Source organism: Streptomyces viridochromogenes (assembly GCF_001270495.1).
Classification (GTDB): Bacteria; Actinomycetota; Actinomycetes; order Streptomycetales; family Streptomycetaceae; genus Streptomyces; species Streptomyces viridochromogenes_A.
Map to the genome: position 1 here is coordinate 68,576 of NZ_LGUR01000195.1, position 15,840 is coordinate 84,415.

9 protein-coding genes are annotated in these 15,840 nt (G+C 71.9%); 8 read left to right on the forward strand and 1 reads right to left on the reverse strand.

Annotation, left to right across the window (positions count from 1 at the left end; all coding sequences use genetic code 11):
* Positions 1–164 precede the first annotated feature (164 nt).
* From ADK36_RS19735 to ADK36_RS19765, 7 genes are all read left to right on the forward strand, one after another.
* Positions 165–2,903, forward strand: a complete 2,739-nt coding sequence (locus tag ADK36_RS19735; protein WP_053198479.1) for a protein kinase — start codon at positions 165–167, stop codon at positions 2,901–2,903.
* A gap of 152 nt (positions 2,904–3,055) precedes the next feature.
* A complete protein-coding gene (locus ADK36_RS19740; protein WP_048584830.1) occupies positions 3,056–4,777 on the forward strand; it encodes a serine/threonine-protein kinase in 1,722 nt (573 codons plus the stop codon).
* 105 nt (positions 4,778–4,882) lie between these two features.
* Positions 4,883–6,106: a serine/threonine-protein kinase gene (locus tag ADK36_RS19745; RefSeq protein ID WP_078942668.1), complete on the forward strand. Its 1,224-nt coding sequence runs from the start codon at positions 4,883–4,885 to the stop codon at positions 6,104–6,106.
* A gap of 92 nt (positions 6,107–6,198) precedes the next feature.
* On the forward strand, positions 6,199–7,887 hold the full coding sequence (locus ADK36_RS19750) for a serine/threonine-protein kinase (RefSeq protein WP_053215129.1): 1,689 nt from the start codon (positions 6,199–6,201) through the stop codon (positions 7,885–7,887).
* Positions 7,888–7,925: 38 nt separating this feature from the next.
* The gene (locus ADK36_RS19755) at positions 7,926–9,632 is read left to right on the forward strand and encodes a serine/threonine-protein kinase (protein ID WP_053198466.1); all 1,707 of its coding nucleotides are present in this window, start codon (positions 7,926–7,928) and stop codon (positions 9,630–9,632) included.
* A gap of 131 nt (positions 9,633–9,763) precedes the next feature.
* Positions 9,764–11,377: a succinic semialdehyde dehydrogenase gene (locus ADK36_RS19760; RefSeq protein WP_048586952.1), complete on the forward strand. Its 1,614-nt coding sequence runs from the start codon at positions 9,764–9,766 to the stop codon at positions 11,375–11,377.
* 73 nt (positions 11,378–11,450) lie between these two features.
* Positions 11,451–13,238 (forward strand): GMC oxidoreductase, encoded by a 1,788-nt coding sequence (locus ADK36_RS19765; RefSeq protein WP_053198468.1) that lies wholly within the window; start codon positions 11,451–11,453, stop codon positions 13,236–13,238.
* 87 nt (positions 13,239–13,325) lie between these two features.
* Here ADK36_RS19765 and ADK36_RS19770 read toward each other — a convergent pair whose 3' ends face one another.
* Positions 13,326–14,360, reverse strand: a complete 1,035-nt coding sequence (locus ADK36_RS19770) for an LAETG motif-containing sortase-dependent surface protein (RefSeq protein WP_053198469.1) — start codon at positions 14,358–14,360, stop codon at positions 13,326–13,328.
* 245 nt (positions 14,361–14,605) lie between these two features.
* Between ADK36_RS19770 and ADK36_RS48010 the strand changes: the two genes are divergently transcribed.
* Complete coding sequence (locus ADK36_RS48010; RefSeq protein ID WP_053198470.1) at positions 14,606–15,736, forward strand: hypothetical protein; 1,131 nt, start codon at positions 14,606–14,608, stop codon at positions 15,734–15,736.
* Positions 15,737–15,840 lie beyond the last annotated feature (104 nt).

A 15,840-nucleotide genomic window follows, 5' to 3' on the forward strand; every position in this document is an offset into this window, starting at 1 on the left:
GCTCGTGACGGCCGGGATTGAGGCGTGAGATCCGGCAACCCCGCTTTGCGAGTTGTCTCCGGCACGTATCGTGAGTGCTTGCGGACCGAACGCATTTGGTCGTGCGTCGGGAACGGGACGCAAGGCGAACGGAATTGACCAACCGGGCGGCCGGGGGAGGCAACGTGGACGACTATGCGGGTCGGGTGCTCGCCGACCGCTACCGCCTGCCGCTGCCGCCCTCCGACGAGTACGAACTTACCGAGACCCGCGCCTTCGACACCTACAGCGGGCAGGAAGTCCTCGTCCGGCAGGTGCCGTTGCCGGAGGTCGTCGAGGCGGAGGTGCTGGACGCCGAGGGGCTCCCCGACGGTTTCACGGCACGCGATACGCGCGAGCGCGGGGCGGGGCGGCGTTCCTCGTCCCGAACGAGTACGCGCAGGCCAAGCGACCCCGCTGTACGGCGGGCGGTCGAGGCGGCGCAGGCCGCGGCGCGGATCCCCGACCATCCACGGCTGGACCAGGTCTTCGACGTGTTCGCCGAGGGCGGTTCGTTGTGGATAGTGAGCGAGTTCGTGGCCGCGCGCCCGCTGGCCGCGCTGCTGGCCGAGAAGCCGTTGACGCCGTACCGGGCGGCCGAGGTCGCCTCCGACGTCCTCATGGCGCTGCGGGTGCTGCACGCGCACGGCTGGGTCCATCGCAACATCACCGCCCGTACGGTGCTCGTCTGCGACGACGGCCGGGTGATGCTCACCGGGCTCGCGGTCGGGGCCGCGGAGGAGGCGCTGTGCGGGTATGACCCGGTGCCGGTCGAGGACGGTGACGGTGACGGGGGTGGCGGATCCGGGACGTTCGGGGGCGGGCCGGCCGTCGGCGGTGGGTTCGGTGGGCCCGGCACGGGCGGCGCGGATCCCGAGGCCGCCCGGCGTGCCGCCATCGAGGCGCGGGCGGCCGGAGGGCTGCCGGTCCCCGGGGCCGACGCGGGCATCGGGACGGAGGCGTCGGGTACGGCCCCGCGCGGTGCCCTCGAAACCGGCGGGGACGTCAGGGCCGCGCGGGCCGGAGCGATCGCCGCGTACCGGGCGGGCGCCCGTGCCGCTGCCCGGGTGCAGGAGACCCAGCAGAACGGGCGGGCCGCGTTGCCCGGCGTCCGACCGGCGCCCGAGGACGGCCCCGCCGCCCGGGCCAACGGCGCGGCGCAGCAGCCGTACGGCTCCGGCGGCAACGGCGCCAGCACGCCCCCGGGCCGGATAGCCGACCCGTACGGCGTGCAGGCCCCGTCCTGGCACGGTGCCGTGCCCCGTAGCGGGGCCGTCGGCGCCCCCACGGACGAAGGGCACGCTCGCACGGCACTTCCCCCGGCGGGCCCGGGCGCCCACCCGGGTGGCCCAGGCATGCCCGCTGCCGGCCGCGAGGCGTTGCCCGTTGCGGGAGCCCCCGCTCCAGGTGCGGGTGGCTTTCCCCCGCGCGGCGTACCCGTTCCCGGCCCCGACGGCCATCCCGGGCCGGGTGCGCCCGGGCAGGATGCCGCCGGCTTTTCCGCGCAGGACGACGCTGCCGGGTCTCCCGCGCGCGGGGTGCCCGCTGCCGATGGCTCTTCCGCGCACCCTCCGGCCCGCTGGGACGACCTCGTGGCCGGCGCCCCCGCTCGCCGTGGACCCACCACCGCGCTCGCCGCCGAGCGGGCCCGGCAGGCGCGGATGGCCGTGGTGGGGCCCGTGACCGAGCGGTGGGCGCCTGAGCAGGCCGGTCCCGTGCACGAGAACTGGCAGCTTGCCGCGCCGATCGGGCCCGCGACCGACCTGTGGGCGCTGGGAGCGCTGCTCTTCCGGGCCGTACAGGGGCATGCGCCGTATCCGGAGGAGTCGACGGCCGAGCTCGTGCAGATGGTGTGCGCGGAGCCGCCCGCCTTCGCCGAGGAGTGCGGGCCGCTCCGGCCGGTCGTGGAGTCGTTGCTGCGGCAGGACCCCACCGAGCGCCTCGACTTCGAGGAGCTGCGGGGCTGGCTGCGCTCGCTCGTGCGGTCCGCGCCCGAGCCGGAGGCCGGTACGCATGTCGTCGCCACCCCGCCCGTCGACCCGAACCGGCTGCCGATCGTGCGGCGCCGGGGCGAGCTGGTGCGCAGGCGTCGGGCCGGGCTGCCCGCGCATCACGGGCGGCACAAGCGGGCCAAGCGGGAGGCGGAGCACTCGCCGCGCAGGCTCGGCCGGACGTTGCTGGTGCTCGTGCTGCTCGGCATGGCCGCGGCGATCGCGTACGCCATGCTGTTCATGCCCAAGGCCGATCAGGGCGACGGCGCCACGGCCGATGCCGGGCGCACCGGCGCCGCCGGTCAGACCGGTGGGGCGGCACCCGAGCAGTCCGCCGAAGCGAGCAGTGAGCCGCGGCCCGACCAGACCTCACCGGAGTCCGGCAACAGCCCGTCGGAGGAGTCCGGTTCCACCGAGACGCAGACCAGCGGCCCCGAGGTCCCGGACGGCTTCACCCTCCGCAAGGACAGCGCAGGCTTCCAGATCGCCGTCGCCAACGGCTGGAACCGCACGCCGGAGAACGGGCGCGGACAGGTCGTGTACTCGCACGGAGGCTTCGACCTCATCGTCGTACGCGGCCGGGACACCGCCGACGAGTACGGCAGCGACCCCATGGTCTACCAGCGGGAGCACGAGCGGGAGTTGCAGCCGTACCGCGACTCCAGCTGGGCCTCCTCCGGCGGGCTGAAGACCATTCAGGTCGGCGAGCGGACCATGGCCGAGGGGCAGTTCACCTGGACCGACGACCAGGGGCGCGAGCTTTTCGTACGCAACGTCGCGATCCTGATCGACGGGCGGTACCACGTGGTGCAGGTACGCGGCCCGGAGGCCGAGCGGGACGAGGTGACGCGGCTGTTCGAGCAGGCGTCTGCGACGTATCAGGTGACCGGCTGATTCCGACTGTGAACCCTGGGTGACGGTTGCTTCCGGGTGTCGAAAGCGACAAGCATCACAGTGCGGTCTCCTTGGCACCCCCGTGGTTCCGGTCGCGTCGGGCGGTCCTTAATCTGAGCCTGTCAAGAGCATTGCGGGGCAACGTGAATCAGATGCAGGGCCAGCTCGTTTCGGGCCGCTACCGGCTCGCCGACGCGATCGGCAGCGGCGGTATGGGGCGAGTGTGGCGTGCGCATGACGAGGTGCTGCACCGGGCCGTCGCGATCAAGGAACTGACCGCAGCGCTCTACGTCTCCGAGAGCGACCAGGAGCGACTGCTCGCACGCACCCGCGCCGAGGCGCGCGCCGCCGCGCGCATCAACCACTCGGCCGTGGTCACCGTGCACGACGTGCTGGAGCACGACGGCCGGCCGTGGATCGTGATGGAGCTGGTCGAGGGGTACTCCCTGGCCGACGCGGTCAAGGAGCACGGACGCATCGAGCCCGCCGAGGCCGCCCGCATCGGACTGTGGGTGCTGCGGGCGCTGCGCGCCGCCCACTCCGCCGGCGTCCTGCACCGTGACATCAAGCCCGGCAACGTCCTGCTCGCCGAGGACGGCCGTGTCCTCCTCACCGACTTCGGCATCGCCCAGATCGAGGGCGACACCACCATCACCCGTACCGGCGAGGTCGTCGGCTCGGTCGACTACCTCGCCCCCGAGCGGGTGCGCGGCCACGACCCGGGTCCCGCCTCCGACCTGTGGGCGCTCGGCGCGACGCTCTACACGGCCGTGGAGGGCCGCTCGCCCTTCCGCCGCACCTCCCCGCTGGGCACCATGCAGGCGGTCGTCGAGGAGGAGGCGACTCAGCCGCAGCACGCCGGCCCCCTCACGCCCGTGATCAGCGCCCTGCTGCGCAAGGATCCGGCCACCCGGCCCGGCGCCGCCGAGGCCGAGCAGATGCTGGCCGAGGCGGCGGAGGGACGGCGGCCGAGCGCGGCGCAGGTGTACGTGCCGACCCAGCACGCCCGGTACGAGCCGGAGGCGCGCACGGGGCCCACGCACGCCGAGGGAGCCGCGCCCACCGGGGCCGCGACGCCGGCGACCGGCACGCCGTACCCGCCGATGACCGGTTCGACGGGCTTCGGGTCGCCGTATGACACCGCGGGCACCGGCACCGGCCGTAATACCGGCGCAGGTGCAGGCACCGGTACCGGCGCCACTCCCGCCCGGCCGACCAGGCGCCGCCGGCTGCGCACGCTCGCCCTCGTCGTCGCGCTCGCCGCGATCGTCGGCGGAGGTACCGCCGTGGTGCTGCAGAAATGGGGGACGGAGGCGGGCGGCATGTCCGTCTCGACCGCTCCCGACCCCACGGCGAGCGAGTCGTCGAGCGAGTCGCCGCGCCCGGAGGCCGGTGTCCCCTCGTCCTGGGTCCGCTACAAGGACCCCCTGGGCTTCAGCCTCTACCTGCCCAAGGGCTGGCACCGGGAGGTGGTCGGCGAGGAGGTCGACGGCCTCCAGCAGGTCGACTACTCGCCCGACGGCGGCGAGCACTTCGTCCGCGTCGCCGTCGACACCTCGCCCGACTTCGCGAACGCCTACGACCACCAGCGCGACCTGGAACAGCAGGTGCGGCGGAAGCTGGTCGACTACGAGACCGTGTACCTGAAGAAGGACCTCTACCGCGACCGCGAGGGCTCCCTGTGGGAGTACACGTGGACCGCTCTCGCCAAGGACACGAAGTTCCCCGGGCCGCGCCGGGCCATCGACCAGGCGTACATCGACCGGGACGGCACGGAGTACGCGATCTACATGTCCTCGCCCGTGACCGACTGGGCGACCACGCGCAAGCAGTTCACGGCGGTGCTCCAGGGTTGGCGGGCGAGCGGATCCTGAGGGTCCGGCGGACCGTCGAGCGGCTTTTGAAACCCTTTGCTCCTTTGCAGAGTTGGCCGATCGGCGCCCCGGAGTGGATCCGTCCGTTGCTGCATGATGGGGCGCATGGGGACCGAGGGAGCCAACTTCCGTGTGATCGCGGGGCGTTACCGCCTTGAGGAGCAGCTCGGTCGCGGCGGCATGGGCGTCGTATGGCGGGCGACCGACCAGTTACTCGGGCGGCAGGTGGCCGTCAAGGAACTCCCCCTCGACGAGACCCTCTCCGCGGCCGAGGCCCGGCGCCAGCGCCAGCGCACGCTGCGTGAGGCACGGGCGGTGGCACAGCTGAGCCACCCGCACGTCATCGTCGTCCACGACATCCTGAAGGACGACGAACGCCCGTACATCGTCATGGAGCTGGTGGACGGGGACTCCCTCGCCGACCGGATCGCGGAGCACGGGCCCGTCGACGCACCCGAGGCCGCGCGCATCGGCGTCGACCTGCTCAGCGCGCTGCGTACGGCCCATGAGGCCGGGGTCCTGCACCGGGACATCACACCGGCCAACGTGCTGATCGAGAACGGCACCGACCGTGTCGTCCTCACCGACTTCGGTATCGCCCAGGTACCGGGCACGTCCACGCTCACCGAGTCCGGGTCCTTCGTCGGCTCGCCGGAGTACACCGCGCCCGAGCGGATGTCCGGGTCCAGGACCGGTCCCGCCGCCGACCTGTGGTCGGTGGGCGCGCTGTTGTGCGCGGCCCTGAGCGGTGAATCACCGTTCCGGCGCGACTCGTTGAGCGGCATCGTGCTCGCCGTGGTGTCCGACGACATACGTCCGCCCGTGCAGGCGGCGCCGATCCTGCCCGTCGTGCAGGGGCTGCTGGAGCGGGACCCCGGGCGGCGGCTGGACGCGGCGGGGGCGGAGCGGATGCTGCGGGACTTCCTGGAGACGGGGCACGTACTTGTGCCGAAACGGTTCAGCAGGGCCACCGCGCTGGTCTCGGCCGAGCGCCCGTACTCGACCCGCAGCATGCTGGCCACCGTCGTGCTGGTCGCCGCGATGGCGGTGGCCGGGGTGTCGGCGGCGGCGCTGCTGATGAACGGGGGCGGCGGCGACGGGGGTGTCGTGCCGACCAGTTCGGCGCCGGGGACCTCGGGCGGGCCGACCGCCACGTCGCCGTCGCCGTCGCCCTCGCCGAGCAGGTCGCCGTCGCCGTCACCAAGTAGGTCGCCGTCACCAAGTACGTCTCCTTCGCCGAGTGTGACCCCGTCACCGAGTGCGTCGGCCTCGCCCGGCGCGGACTCCTCGCCGAGCACTTCGGCCCTTGTGCCCACCAACTCTGAATAAAGGGGAGATAAGGAGCGATCTGAGTCACGGCTCTGTGACCGGAAAGCGTTCACGCTGGATGCCGAACCGCTTGCCGCGATATGGATGGAGCCATGAGCAGCAACGGGGGAGCCCCTTACCGGCCCGACGAGCCGACGAGTTTTGAACTGCAACCGCCGCAGCCGAATCCGCCCGGGCCCGTTCCCCACCCGAACAACCCGTACGCGGCGCCCACTCGGGCCGTACCGCAGTCGGCCGTACCGCAGCAGGCCGCCGCGCCCGCCCAGCCCGTCACCCCGCCGGCCCCGCCCACCCCGGACCCCGGTACCGGGCGGTTGATCGCGGGCCGCTACCGGCTGCTCGCCAAGCTCGGGCACGGTGGCATGGGCACCGTCTGGCGGGCCAAGGACGAGACCGTGGACCGCGAGGTCGCCGTCAAGGAGCCCCGCGTACCGGATCACCTTCCCGAACGCGAACGTGCCAATGCCTTCGAGCGCATGCGTCGCGAGGCGCGCGCCGCGGCCAGGCTCGATCATCCCGCGGTCGTGAACGTGCATGACGTGGCGGTCGTGGACGGCCAGCCGTGGATCGTGATGGAGCTGGTGCAGGGCCGTTCGCTGGGCGACGCGCTCCAGGAGGGCACCCTCGGGGCCCGGGATGCGGCGAGAATCGGCCTCGAAGTGCTCGGGGCGCTGGAGGCCGCGCACGCGGCGGGCATCCTGCACCGTGACGTCAAGCCGGACAACGTCATGCTCGGCCGCCACGACCGCGTCGTCCTCACCGACTTCGGCATCGCCCAGATCGAGGGCGAGACCAATCTGACCGACACCGGCGGCTTCGTCGGCTCGCCCGAGTACATCGCCCCGGAGCGGGTGCTGGGCCAGCGGCCGGGACCGGCGAGCGACCTGTGGTCCCTGGGCGTCGTCCTGTACGCGGCGACCGAGGGCGTCTCACCGTTCCGCCGCAGCAACACCGCGGCCACCCTCCAGTCGGTCCTCAACGCCACCCCCGCGCCGCCCGCCGCGGCCCAGGGCCCGCTCGCCGAGGCCATCAACGGCCTGCTCCAGAAGGACCCGGCGCGCCGTCCGAACGCCGCGCGCACACGTGCGCTGCTGGAGCAGACGGCCAATCCGCCGGCCCCGGCCGCCACTCAGGTGGTGCGGATCGCCGAGGGCGTCAAGGGCGGCGTCCGGTTGGGGCGCAAGGCGCTGCTCGGGATGGGCGCGGCGCTCGTCGCGGCGGCGGTGACGGCGTACCTGGTGGTCGCCGACCCGTTCGCGGGGCCGTTGCCGGACCACTGGGAGATCCGCGAGGAGAAGGCCCTCAACGCGTCGCTGGCCGTGCCCGACGGCTACCAGCGGACCGTGCCCGAGGACGCGGACGACGGTCACGAGGTCACGTACGCCGACGAGAGCGGCGCGATCTGGGTCGGCCTGAGGCTCGACAAGAAGGCCGAGGACACCAGCAACTCCATCGCCGGGTCAGCGGCCGCCGAGATGTACGAGGACGACGGCGACTACAAGGAGAACGGCTACTACGAGGCGAGCATGCCGGCGAACCCGAAGACGGACCCCAGGCAGACCACGTACCAAGGCCACAAGTCCGCCGAGAACACGATCGTCTACACCACCACCGACACCCAGAACCCGCGCCCGCGTGAGATGAGGATCTTCTACTACAGGACCTCGGCCGGGGACATGTACAAGCTCACCGTCAGCTACCCCGGCAAGGGCGACTTCACGGACCGCGGACGTGAGGTGGCGCGGACGACCATCGCGAACCTGGACATCGGCAAGCTCTGAACTGGCGGAGGGCCCACCCCGCAAGGTAGGCATGGGGCATGAGCGAAGACGGTGGCCCCACCGGGCCCAACGGGCGCGTGATCGGCGGGCGTTACCGGCTGATCGAGCGCATCGGCTCCGGCGGCATGGGCACCGTCTGGCGGGCGCTCGACGAACTCGTGGACCGCGAAGTCGCCGTCAAGCAGCCGAGGTTGCCCGGCGACCCGGAGGACGCGGCTCACCAGCGGGCCGCCCACCGGCTCTACCGTGAGGCCCGCGCCGCCGCCCGCGTCGAGCATCCGTCCGCCGTCGCCATCCATGACGTCGTCGTCGAGGACACGCTGCCCTGGATCGTCATGGAGCTGGTGCGCGGCGAGTCCCTGCACGAGCTCCTCCGGCGCGGCCCGGTGGAGGCGACCGAGGCCGCCCGCATCGGCCTCGCCGTCCTCGGCGCCCTGCGCGCCGCGCACGCCGTCGGCATCGTCCACCGCGACGTCAAGCCCGCCAACGTACTGCTCGGCCCGCATCGCCGCGTCGTCCTCACCGACTTCGGTATCGCCCACATCCAGGGCGAGGAGTCCCTCACCGTCAGCGGCGAGTTCGTCGGCTCCCTGGAGTTCATCGCCCCCGAGCGGATGTCAGGCCGCGGCGCCGGCCCCGCCTCCGACCTGTGGTCGCTGGGCGTGCTCCTGTACGCCGCCGTGGAGGGCTGGTCCCCCTTCCGCCGTACCACGCTGGAGTCCACGCTCGCCGCGATCCTCGCCGCCGACCCGCCCGAGCCCGAGCAGGCGGGACCGCTGGGGCCGCTGATCGTGCGGCTGCTGGTGAAGGACCCCGAGCGGCGGCCCGACGCGGCCGAGGTCGGGGCGGTGCTGGAGGCCGTGGCGGAAGGGTGGCCGGTGCCGGTCCCTTCCGGGGGTTCGGCAGGGGCGGGGCCACAGGACGCTTCGGGGCTGCGGGAGTTCGCGGAGGATTCGGGGACGGTACGGCTGAGGGGCCGGACGGCGTCCGCGGAGACGGGCGAGCCGAAGCCCGAGCCGAAATCAGGGGCGAGTTCGGAAGCCGCGCCCGAGCCGATATCCGAAGCCGTCGAGGGAACCTCTGACGCGGAGGTGACCGGACCTCCCACGACCTCCGGGTCCCGGCGCCGCTCCTGGACGCTGCGCCCCGTCCCGGTCGCCGTCCTCGGCGTCCTCCTGGTCGGCGGTACCTGGTTCACCACCTCCTCCTTCCTCGTCGACACCGACGACGGCAAGGCGATGAACCCCGTCTACACCGCCCCCCTCGCCCCGGCGTCCAGCCCCAGCCCCACCGCCCTCACCTGGACCAGACACCGGGAGGAGAAGCTGAGCGCCGTCCTCTCCGTGCCGAGCCGGTACGAGCTGTTCCACCGCCAGGGCAGCCCGACCGACCAACCCCGGCTCGTGATCTACGAGGGTGATCGCATCAGCGTCCGGCTCACCCGGTGGGACAAGGTCTCCGAGCCGCTCAAGAGCCAGGCGGGCCTGCACTCCAGCTACTGGAAACTGACGGACGACAAGGCATCCACCCAGTACAACGACACCAGCTTCAAGGGCTACGACGCCGTCCTCGCCGACACCACCTATGAGGACGGCGACGTCCCGACCCGGGTGATGGAGCTGTTCGTCATGACCGACGACGCGCGTCTGTACGCACTGCGCGTCAAGATGCCCAAGGGAACCGCGCGGGAGAAGGAAGGCACCGCCGTCTACAAGGGCGCCCGTGACCGACTCGAGATCGAGTGACTCGGCACCTCCTCGGCAACGCCCTGATCAGCGCGTTTGTTGCCAGTGGACACTGGCGGCATGTGAGCACTCGGTGAATCCGCGTTACCGACGGGTACACAAAGCCCCCGCTCCGGCATACCCTGCGCCTCATGACGGACGCGCAGGCCCCGGCCAAGACCGGCACGAACCCCCTCGCCCCCGCCCCGGAGGGCGCCCGCACCGCAGCCGACGTGGTCACCCCCGAGCTGGTGGCCCAGCTCACCAAGGGCGTGGTGGGCTCCGGTCGTACCGCCAACCACACGCCGTTCACCGGCGAGAAGCTGGCCGACCTGCCCGAATCCACGCCCGAGGACGTGCAGCGGGCCTTCGAGGCGGCCCGCACGGCCCAGGCGGTCTGGGCACAGGTTCCCGTACGGCAGCGCGCCGCCGTCCTGCTCCGCTTCCACGACCTGCTGCTCGAACGCCAGGCGGAGGTCCTCGACCTCATCCAGCTGGAGACCGGCAAGGCCCGTCTGCACGCCCACGAGGAGGTGCAGGCCGTAGCCGTCGCGGCCCGCCATTACGGCCGTAAGGCACCCGCCTACCTCAAGCCGAAGCGGCACGCGGGCGCCATGCCCACGCTGACGAAGGTCACCGAGCTGCGCCACCCGCGCGGCGTCGTCGGCCAGATCGCCCCCTGGAACTACCCGCTGGAGCTGTCCGTCGGCGACGCGCTGCCGGCCTTCGTCACGGGCAACGCGGTCGTCATGAAGCCGGACACGGAGACCTGCCTGACCGCCCTGTGGGCCCGTGACCTGCTCATAGAGGCCGGTCTGCCCGCCGACGTCTTCCAGGTCGTCCTCGGCGACGGCCCGGTCGTCGGCCCCGAGGTCGTCCGGCACGCCGACTACGTCTCCTTCACCGGCTCCACCCGCACCGGCCGCGAGGTCGCCAAGGGCGCCGCCGCCCGCCTGGTCGGCGTCTCGCTCGAACTCGGCGGCAAGAACGCGATGCTCGTCCTGGAGGACGCCGACGTGGAGAAGGCCGCCGCGGGCGCCGTCCGCGCCTGCTTCTCCTCCGCGGGCCAACTGTGCATCTCCATCGAGCGGCTGTACGTCCACGAGTCGATCGCGGACGCCTTCGTCGAGCGCTTCGCCGCCCGCACCAAGGCGATGCGGCTGGGCAAGTCCCTGGCGTACGGCGCCGACATGGGCTCCCTGGTCGGCGAGCGCCAGCTGGAGACGGTCACCCGGCATGTGGAGGAGGCCGTCGCCAAGGGCGCGAAGCTCGTCGCCGGCGGCACCGCCCGACCCGACATCGGCCCGTACTTCTTCGAGCCGACCATCCTCGACGGCGTCGACCCGGAGATGAGCGTCTGCGCCGAGGAGACGTTCGGCCCGGTCGTCTCCATCTACCGCTTCAAGACCGAGGACGAGGCGATCGAGCACGCCAACTCCACGCCGTACGGCCTCAACTCGTCCGTCTGGACGAAGGACGGCGGGCGCGGCCGCGCGGTCGCCGCCCGGCTGCGCACCGGAACGGTGAACGTCAACGAGGGGTACGCCCCCGCCTACGGCAGCGTCCAGTCGCCGATGGGCGGCATGAAGGACTCCGGCCTCGGCCGCCGCCACGGCTCCGAGGGCATCCTCAAGTACACGGAGGCCCAGACGGTCGCCCAGCAGCGGCTGCTTCCGATGGCGCCGTCGCTGGGGATGGACGACGAGAAGTACGCGCAGTTCATGAGCCGGAGCCTGCGGCTCATGAAGGCCTTCCGGTTCCGCTAAGGGCCTTTTGGGGCGCGGGGAACCGCGCGAGCAGCCACAACGCACCCGCACGGACACTCAACGAGGAGCACACGTGCCTCAAGACACCTACGATTACGACGTACTGGTCGTCGGCTCCGGCTTCGGCGGCTCGGTAACCGCCCTCCGCCTCACCGAGAAGGGCTACCGCGTAGGCGTCCTGGAGGCCGGCCGCCGCTGGACCCGCGAGAGCCTCCCGAAGAACTCCTGGGACCTGAAGAACTACCTCTGGGCCCCCAAGCTCGGCATGTACGGCATCCAGCGCATCCACCTGCTGGGCAACGTCATGGTCCTCGCGGGGGCGGGCGTCGGCGGCGGCTCCCTCAACTACGCCAACACCCTCTACGTACCGCCGAAGGCATTCTTCGACGACCCCCAGTGGCGGCACATCACCGACTGGCAGGAGGAGCTGAAGCCGTACTACGACCAGGCCCAGCGCATGCTCGGCGTACGGCTCAACCCGACGATGACCCCGTCCGACGTCCACCTCAAGGCGGCCGCCGAGCGGATGGGCGTGGGCGACAGCTTCCACATGGCGCCGGTCGGCGTCTTCTTCGGCGACGGCAAGGACGCCGAGGGGGAGTCGCGGGCCACGCCCGGCCAGGAGGTGTCCGACCCGTACTTCGGCGGGGCGGGCCCGGCGCGCAAGGCGTGCACGGAGTGCGGCGAGTGCATGACCGGCTGCCGCCACGGCGCGAAGAACACCCTCAACGAGAACTACCTCTACCTGGCCGAGAAGGCCGGCGCGGTGGTCCACCCCCTGACGACGGTCGTCTCGATCACGGACGACTCGCAGGGCGGCTACGCGGTGGCGACCCTGCCGACCGACCGCAGGAATCGCCCGAAGAACGGCGAGGGCAGGCTGTTCAAGGCCCGCCGGGTGGTGATCGCGGCGGGCACGTACGGCACCCAGACCCTGCTGCACCGCATGAAGGCGGGCGGCCAACTGCCGTACCTTTCGGCGAAGCTGGGTGAGCTGACCCGCACCAACTCGGAGGCCCTGGTCGGCGCGCAGACCGACAACCGGCGCTACCGCAAGGTGACGGGCGAGACGAAGGTCGACTTCACGCGCGGAGTCGCCATCACGTCGTCCATCCACCCCGACGCCAACACCCACATCGAGCCGGTCCGCTACGGCAAGGGCTCCAACTCGATGGGCGGCCTCTCGATCCTCCAGGTCCCGTACGCGGAGGGCCGATCGCGGGTCGGCGCCTGGCTGGTGAACGCGGCCCGCCACCCCCTGCTGGTCCTGCGCTCCCTCTCCAACCGCCGCTGGTCGGAGCGGACCATCATCGGCCTGGTGATGCAGTCGCTGGACAACTCCCTGACGACGTACCTGAAACCGGACGGCGTCGGCAAGGGCCTGCTGACGGCCCGCCAGGGCCACGGCGCCCCCAACCCCAAGCAGATCAGGGCGGCTTCGGAGGCCGCGTCGTCGATCGCCGCCGACATCAACGGCTTTGCCGGCTCCAACGTCGGCGAACTGATGGGAACCCCGCTCACCGCCCACTTCCTGGGCGGCTGCCCGATCGGCGACTCGCCCGAGACCGGTGTGATCGACCCGTACCACCGTCTGTACGGCCACCCCGGCATCTCGGTCGTCGACGGAGCGGCGGTCTCGGCCAACCTGGGGGTCAACCCGTCCCTGACGATCACCGCACAGGCCGAGCGGGCGATGTCGTACTGGCCCAACAAGGGCGAGGCGGATCCGCGCCCGGCGCAGGGGGCGGCGTACGAACGCCTGAAGCCGGTGGAGCCGCTGTCCCCGGCGGTGCCGGCGGAGGCCTTCGGGGCGTTGCGGCTGCCGTTCCTGGGGATGCCGGCGGTACCGCCGAAGAAGTAGCCGCGGCGGCGGACGGAAACAGAGAAGGACCTGCGCCCCCCTCCGAGCGCAGGTCCTTCTCTGTCTTGCGTGGAGCTTTACCGAGACTTACGCCGCGGCACCGATCCGACGACGCTTCATCGCGAACATGACGCCGGCACCGGCGACGATGGCGACGCCACCGACGGTGGCGATGATCGGGAGGCCGGAGCTGGAGCCGGTCTCGGCGAGCGAGCCGTCGACGTCGACCTCGCTGACGTTCGAGATCGGCTTCTGGCCACCGGTCTGCGGCTTGGCGTCGTCCGGGTCACCGGGGTCGGAGCCCGCGGCGAGGATGTCGAAGAAGTAGACCCAGCCGTTCGGGTCGTCGGCCAGCCAGCAGCCGTCCGCGTCCGAGTACTGCGCGAAGCCGCCGGTGATACCGATGGCGTCCGGCACCTTGCCGCTGACGCTCAGCCGCAGCTTGAACGAGGTCGACTGGCCGGCGTCGAGGGCGAACGCGGTGAAGGTCGCGCCCTCACCGGCGGCGTCCGCGAGCGTCTGCCAGCTGCCGGTCTCCTTGTTGAAGACCTGGACCTTGATCTGGCCGGAGTAGTCGACCTCGTCCCAGCCGACCGCGGCGACGCCGATCAGCGGCTTGATGTTCTTGATGTCCTGGTCACCGGAGTTGGAGACGTCGAACGAGAAGTTGGTCCAGCCGCTGCCGGCGACGATCGTCTCGGGCAGGCCCGACAGACCGCTGTGCAGGTCCTCGCTGAGGCCGACCGACTCGTCGTCGGCGTCCTCGCAGAAGTCGACCTCCTCTTCGGGGGCGCTCTCGCTGGCGCTCGGCGACGGGGAGGTGGAGGACGTGGGCTCCTCGGTGGGCGTCGGCTCTTCGGTGGCCGGCGCGGTCGGGTCCTCGGTGGACGTCGGCTCTTCGGTGGCCGGCGCGGTCGGGTCCTCGGTGGACGTCGGCTCATCGGTGGCCGGCGTGGTTTCCTCGTTGGTCGGGTCCGGCGTCTCGGGAGCGGAGGTGCTCTCCGAAACCGTCGGCGCCGGGGTCTCGTCGTCCGTGGCGAACGCGACCGGCGCGGACAGCAGCGCGATCGGCGCTATGACGGCCGTCGTGGCCGCGGCGGCCAGGGCACGGCGAAGCTTCATGAAGACCTCGAATGTCCGGAGTGCTGCGATGTCGCAACACGCGTATAAGGGAGGCCTCCGCGTGTGGGGCGCGGGTGTGGCCCTTGATTCGCAGGGTTTGATCAGTGACGGCTGTGAATGGTTGTGCCTCAACTAACAGGTTTCTTATGTGTCCTGCATCACATCCCCGGAAGCTCTGATCGGTGGGCCCGGGCTGACGTACGCTCAGCCGGCCGACAGCCCACCGAGAGGAAGCGCACACCGCCGTGACCGACAAGCCGTCCGACGACTCGTCCATTTCGGACGAGGACTGGGAGAAGTTCGTCCAGGACGCTGAGCAAGCCTCGACCTCCGCCCCGAAGGAACCGTCCGCCCGCGCCCGGATGGTCACCGAGCGGCTGCGGCAGCAGGAGGCGAAGGGAGAGCTGCCCGCCGGGTGGCGCACCGGGCCCGCCTGGCAGGAGATGAACGGGCGAGCCGCCCGCCGCCGTCGGCTGTGGGCGGTGCTCGGTGTGTCCCTCGCCGTCGCCGTGGCCGTCGTGGCGATACGGCCGTCGCTGATCCCCGGCGACCCGTTCGGTACGTCGGGGGAGGCGGAGGCCGTCGGTGCCTCGCCGCTCCCCGCGGAGAGCGCCGCCCCGACCGCCCCGCCCTCCGCCGCGGCGGACACCCCCACGCGGGCCCGGCCCTTCGCCGGCTCCCCGGCCCAGCGCTGGGCCGCCGGCGCCGACGCCATAGAGGTGCCCAAGGCCGAGGCGGTGGGCGGGGTTTCCGCCGCGCGGATCGAGACGGCCCTGCGGCTGACGAAGGAGTTCCTCGTCGCCTCCAACCTCGACCGCGACGTGCTGTACGGCACCGAGCCGAGGAAGGCGCTGGAAGTCGTCGATCCGCTGCAGAAGGAGTACCTCGCCGAACTGCGGGCGGGCCTGCGCAAGCCCACCGTCGAGAACGACCCCAAGTGGACCTTCACCCGCTTCGATCCCGATGAGGTCGAACTCGTGGGCGCCGAGGTGAAGGTGCGCGGCCGTACGACCGTCGAACCCGACAAGGGCGAGAAGGGACGGGCTCTGATCCGGGCCGACTACACCTTCGTGTACCCGCTGGCCAAGAAGGACGGCGGCCAGGAGGTCGCGCGCACGATCGTCCGCCGGGCCATCGAGGTGCATGTCATGGATCCCGTCAGGTTCCAGGTCACCGAGGGGCGCATCTGGGTGACCGACGTCGGCAGCGAGATCGGCAACGACGCCTGCCGCGCGGGTGACGGTTTCATCCGTCCGAAGTTCGAGGCCGACCTGTACGCCAGCCCCGAGCCCTCCGGCGCGGTGGTCGACCCCTACGACCGCAGCAGGAGCCTGGAGGGGGCCGACGAGGAGTGCGGCACCGTCTCGCGCACATGACGGCGTAGTAGCCCGGCAGACACGGGCGGGCATGAGAAGGGCCCCGCGGGACGGAGCCGCGGGGCCCTTCTTTCGTCAGCACCGACGTCAGGGCAGCGTCGGTG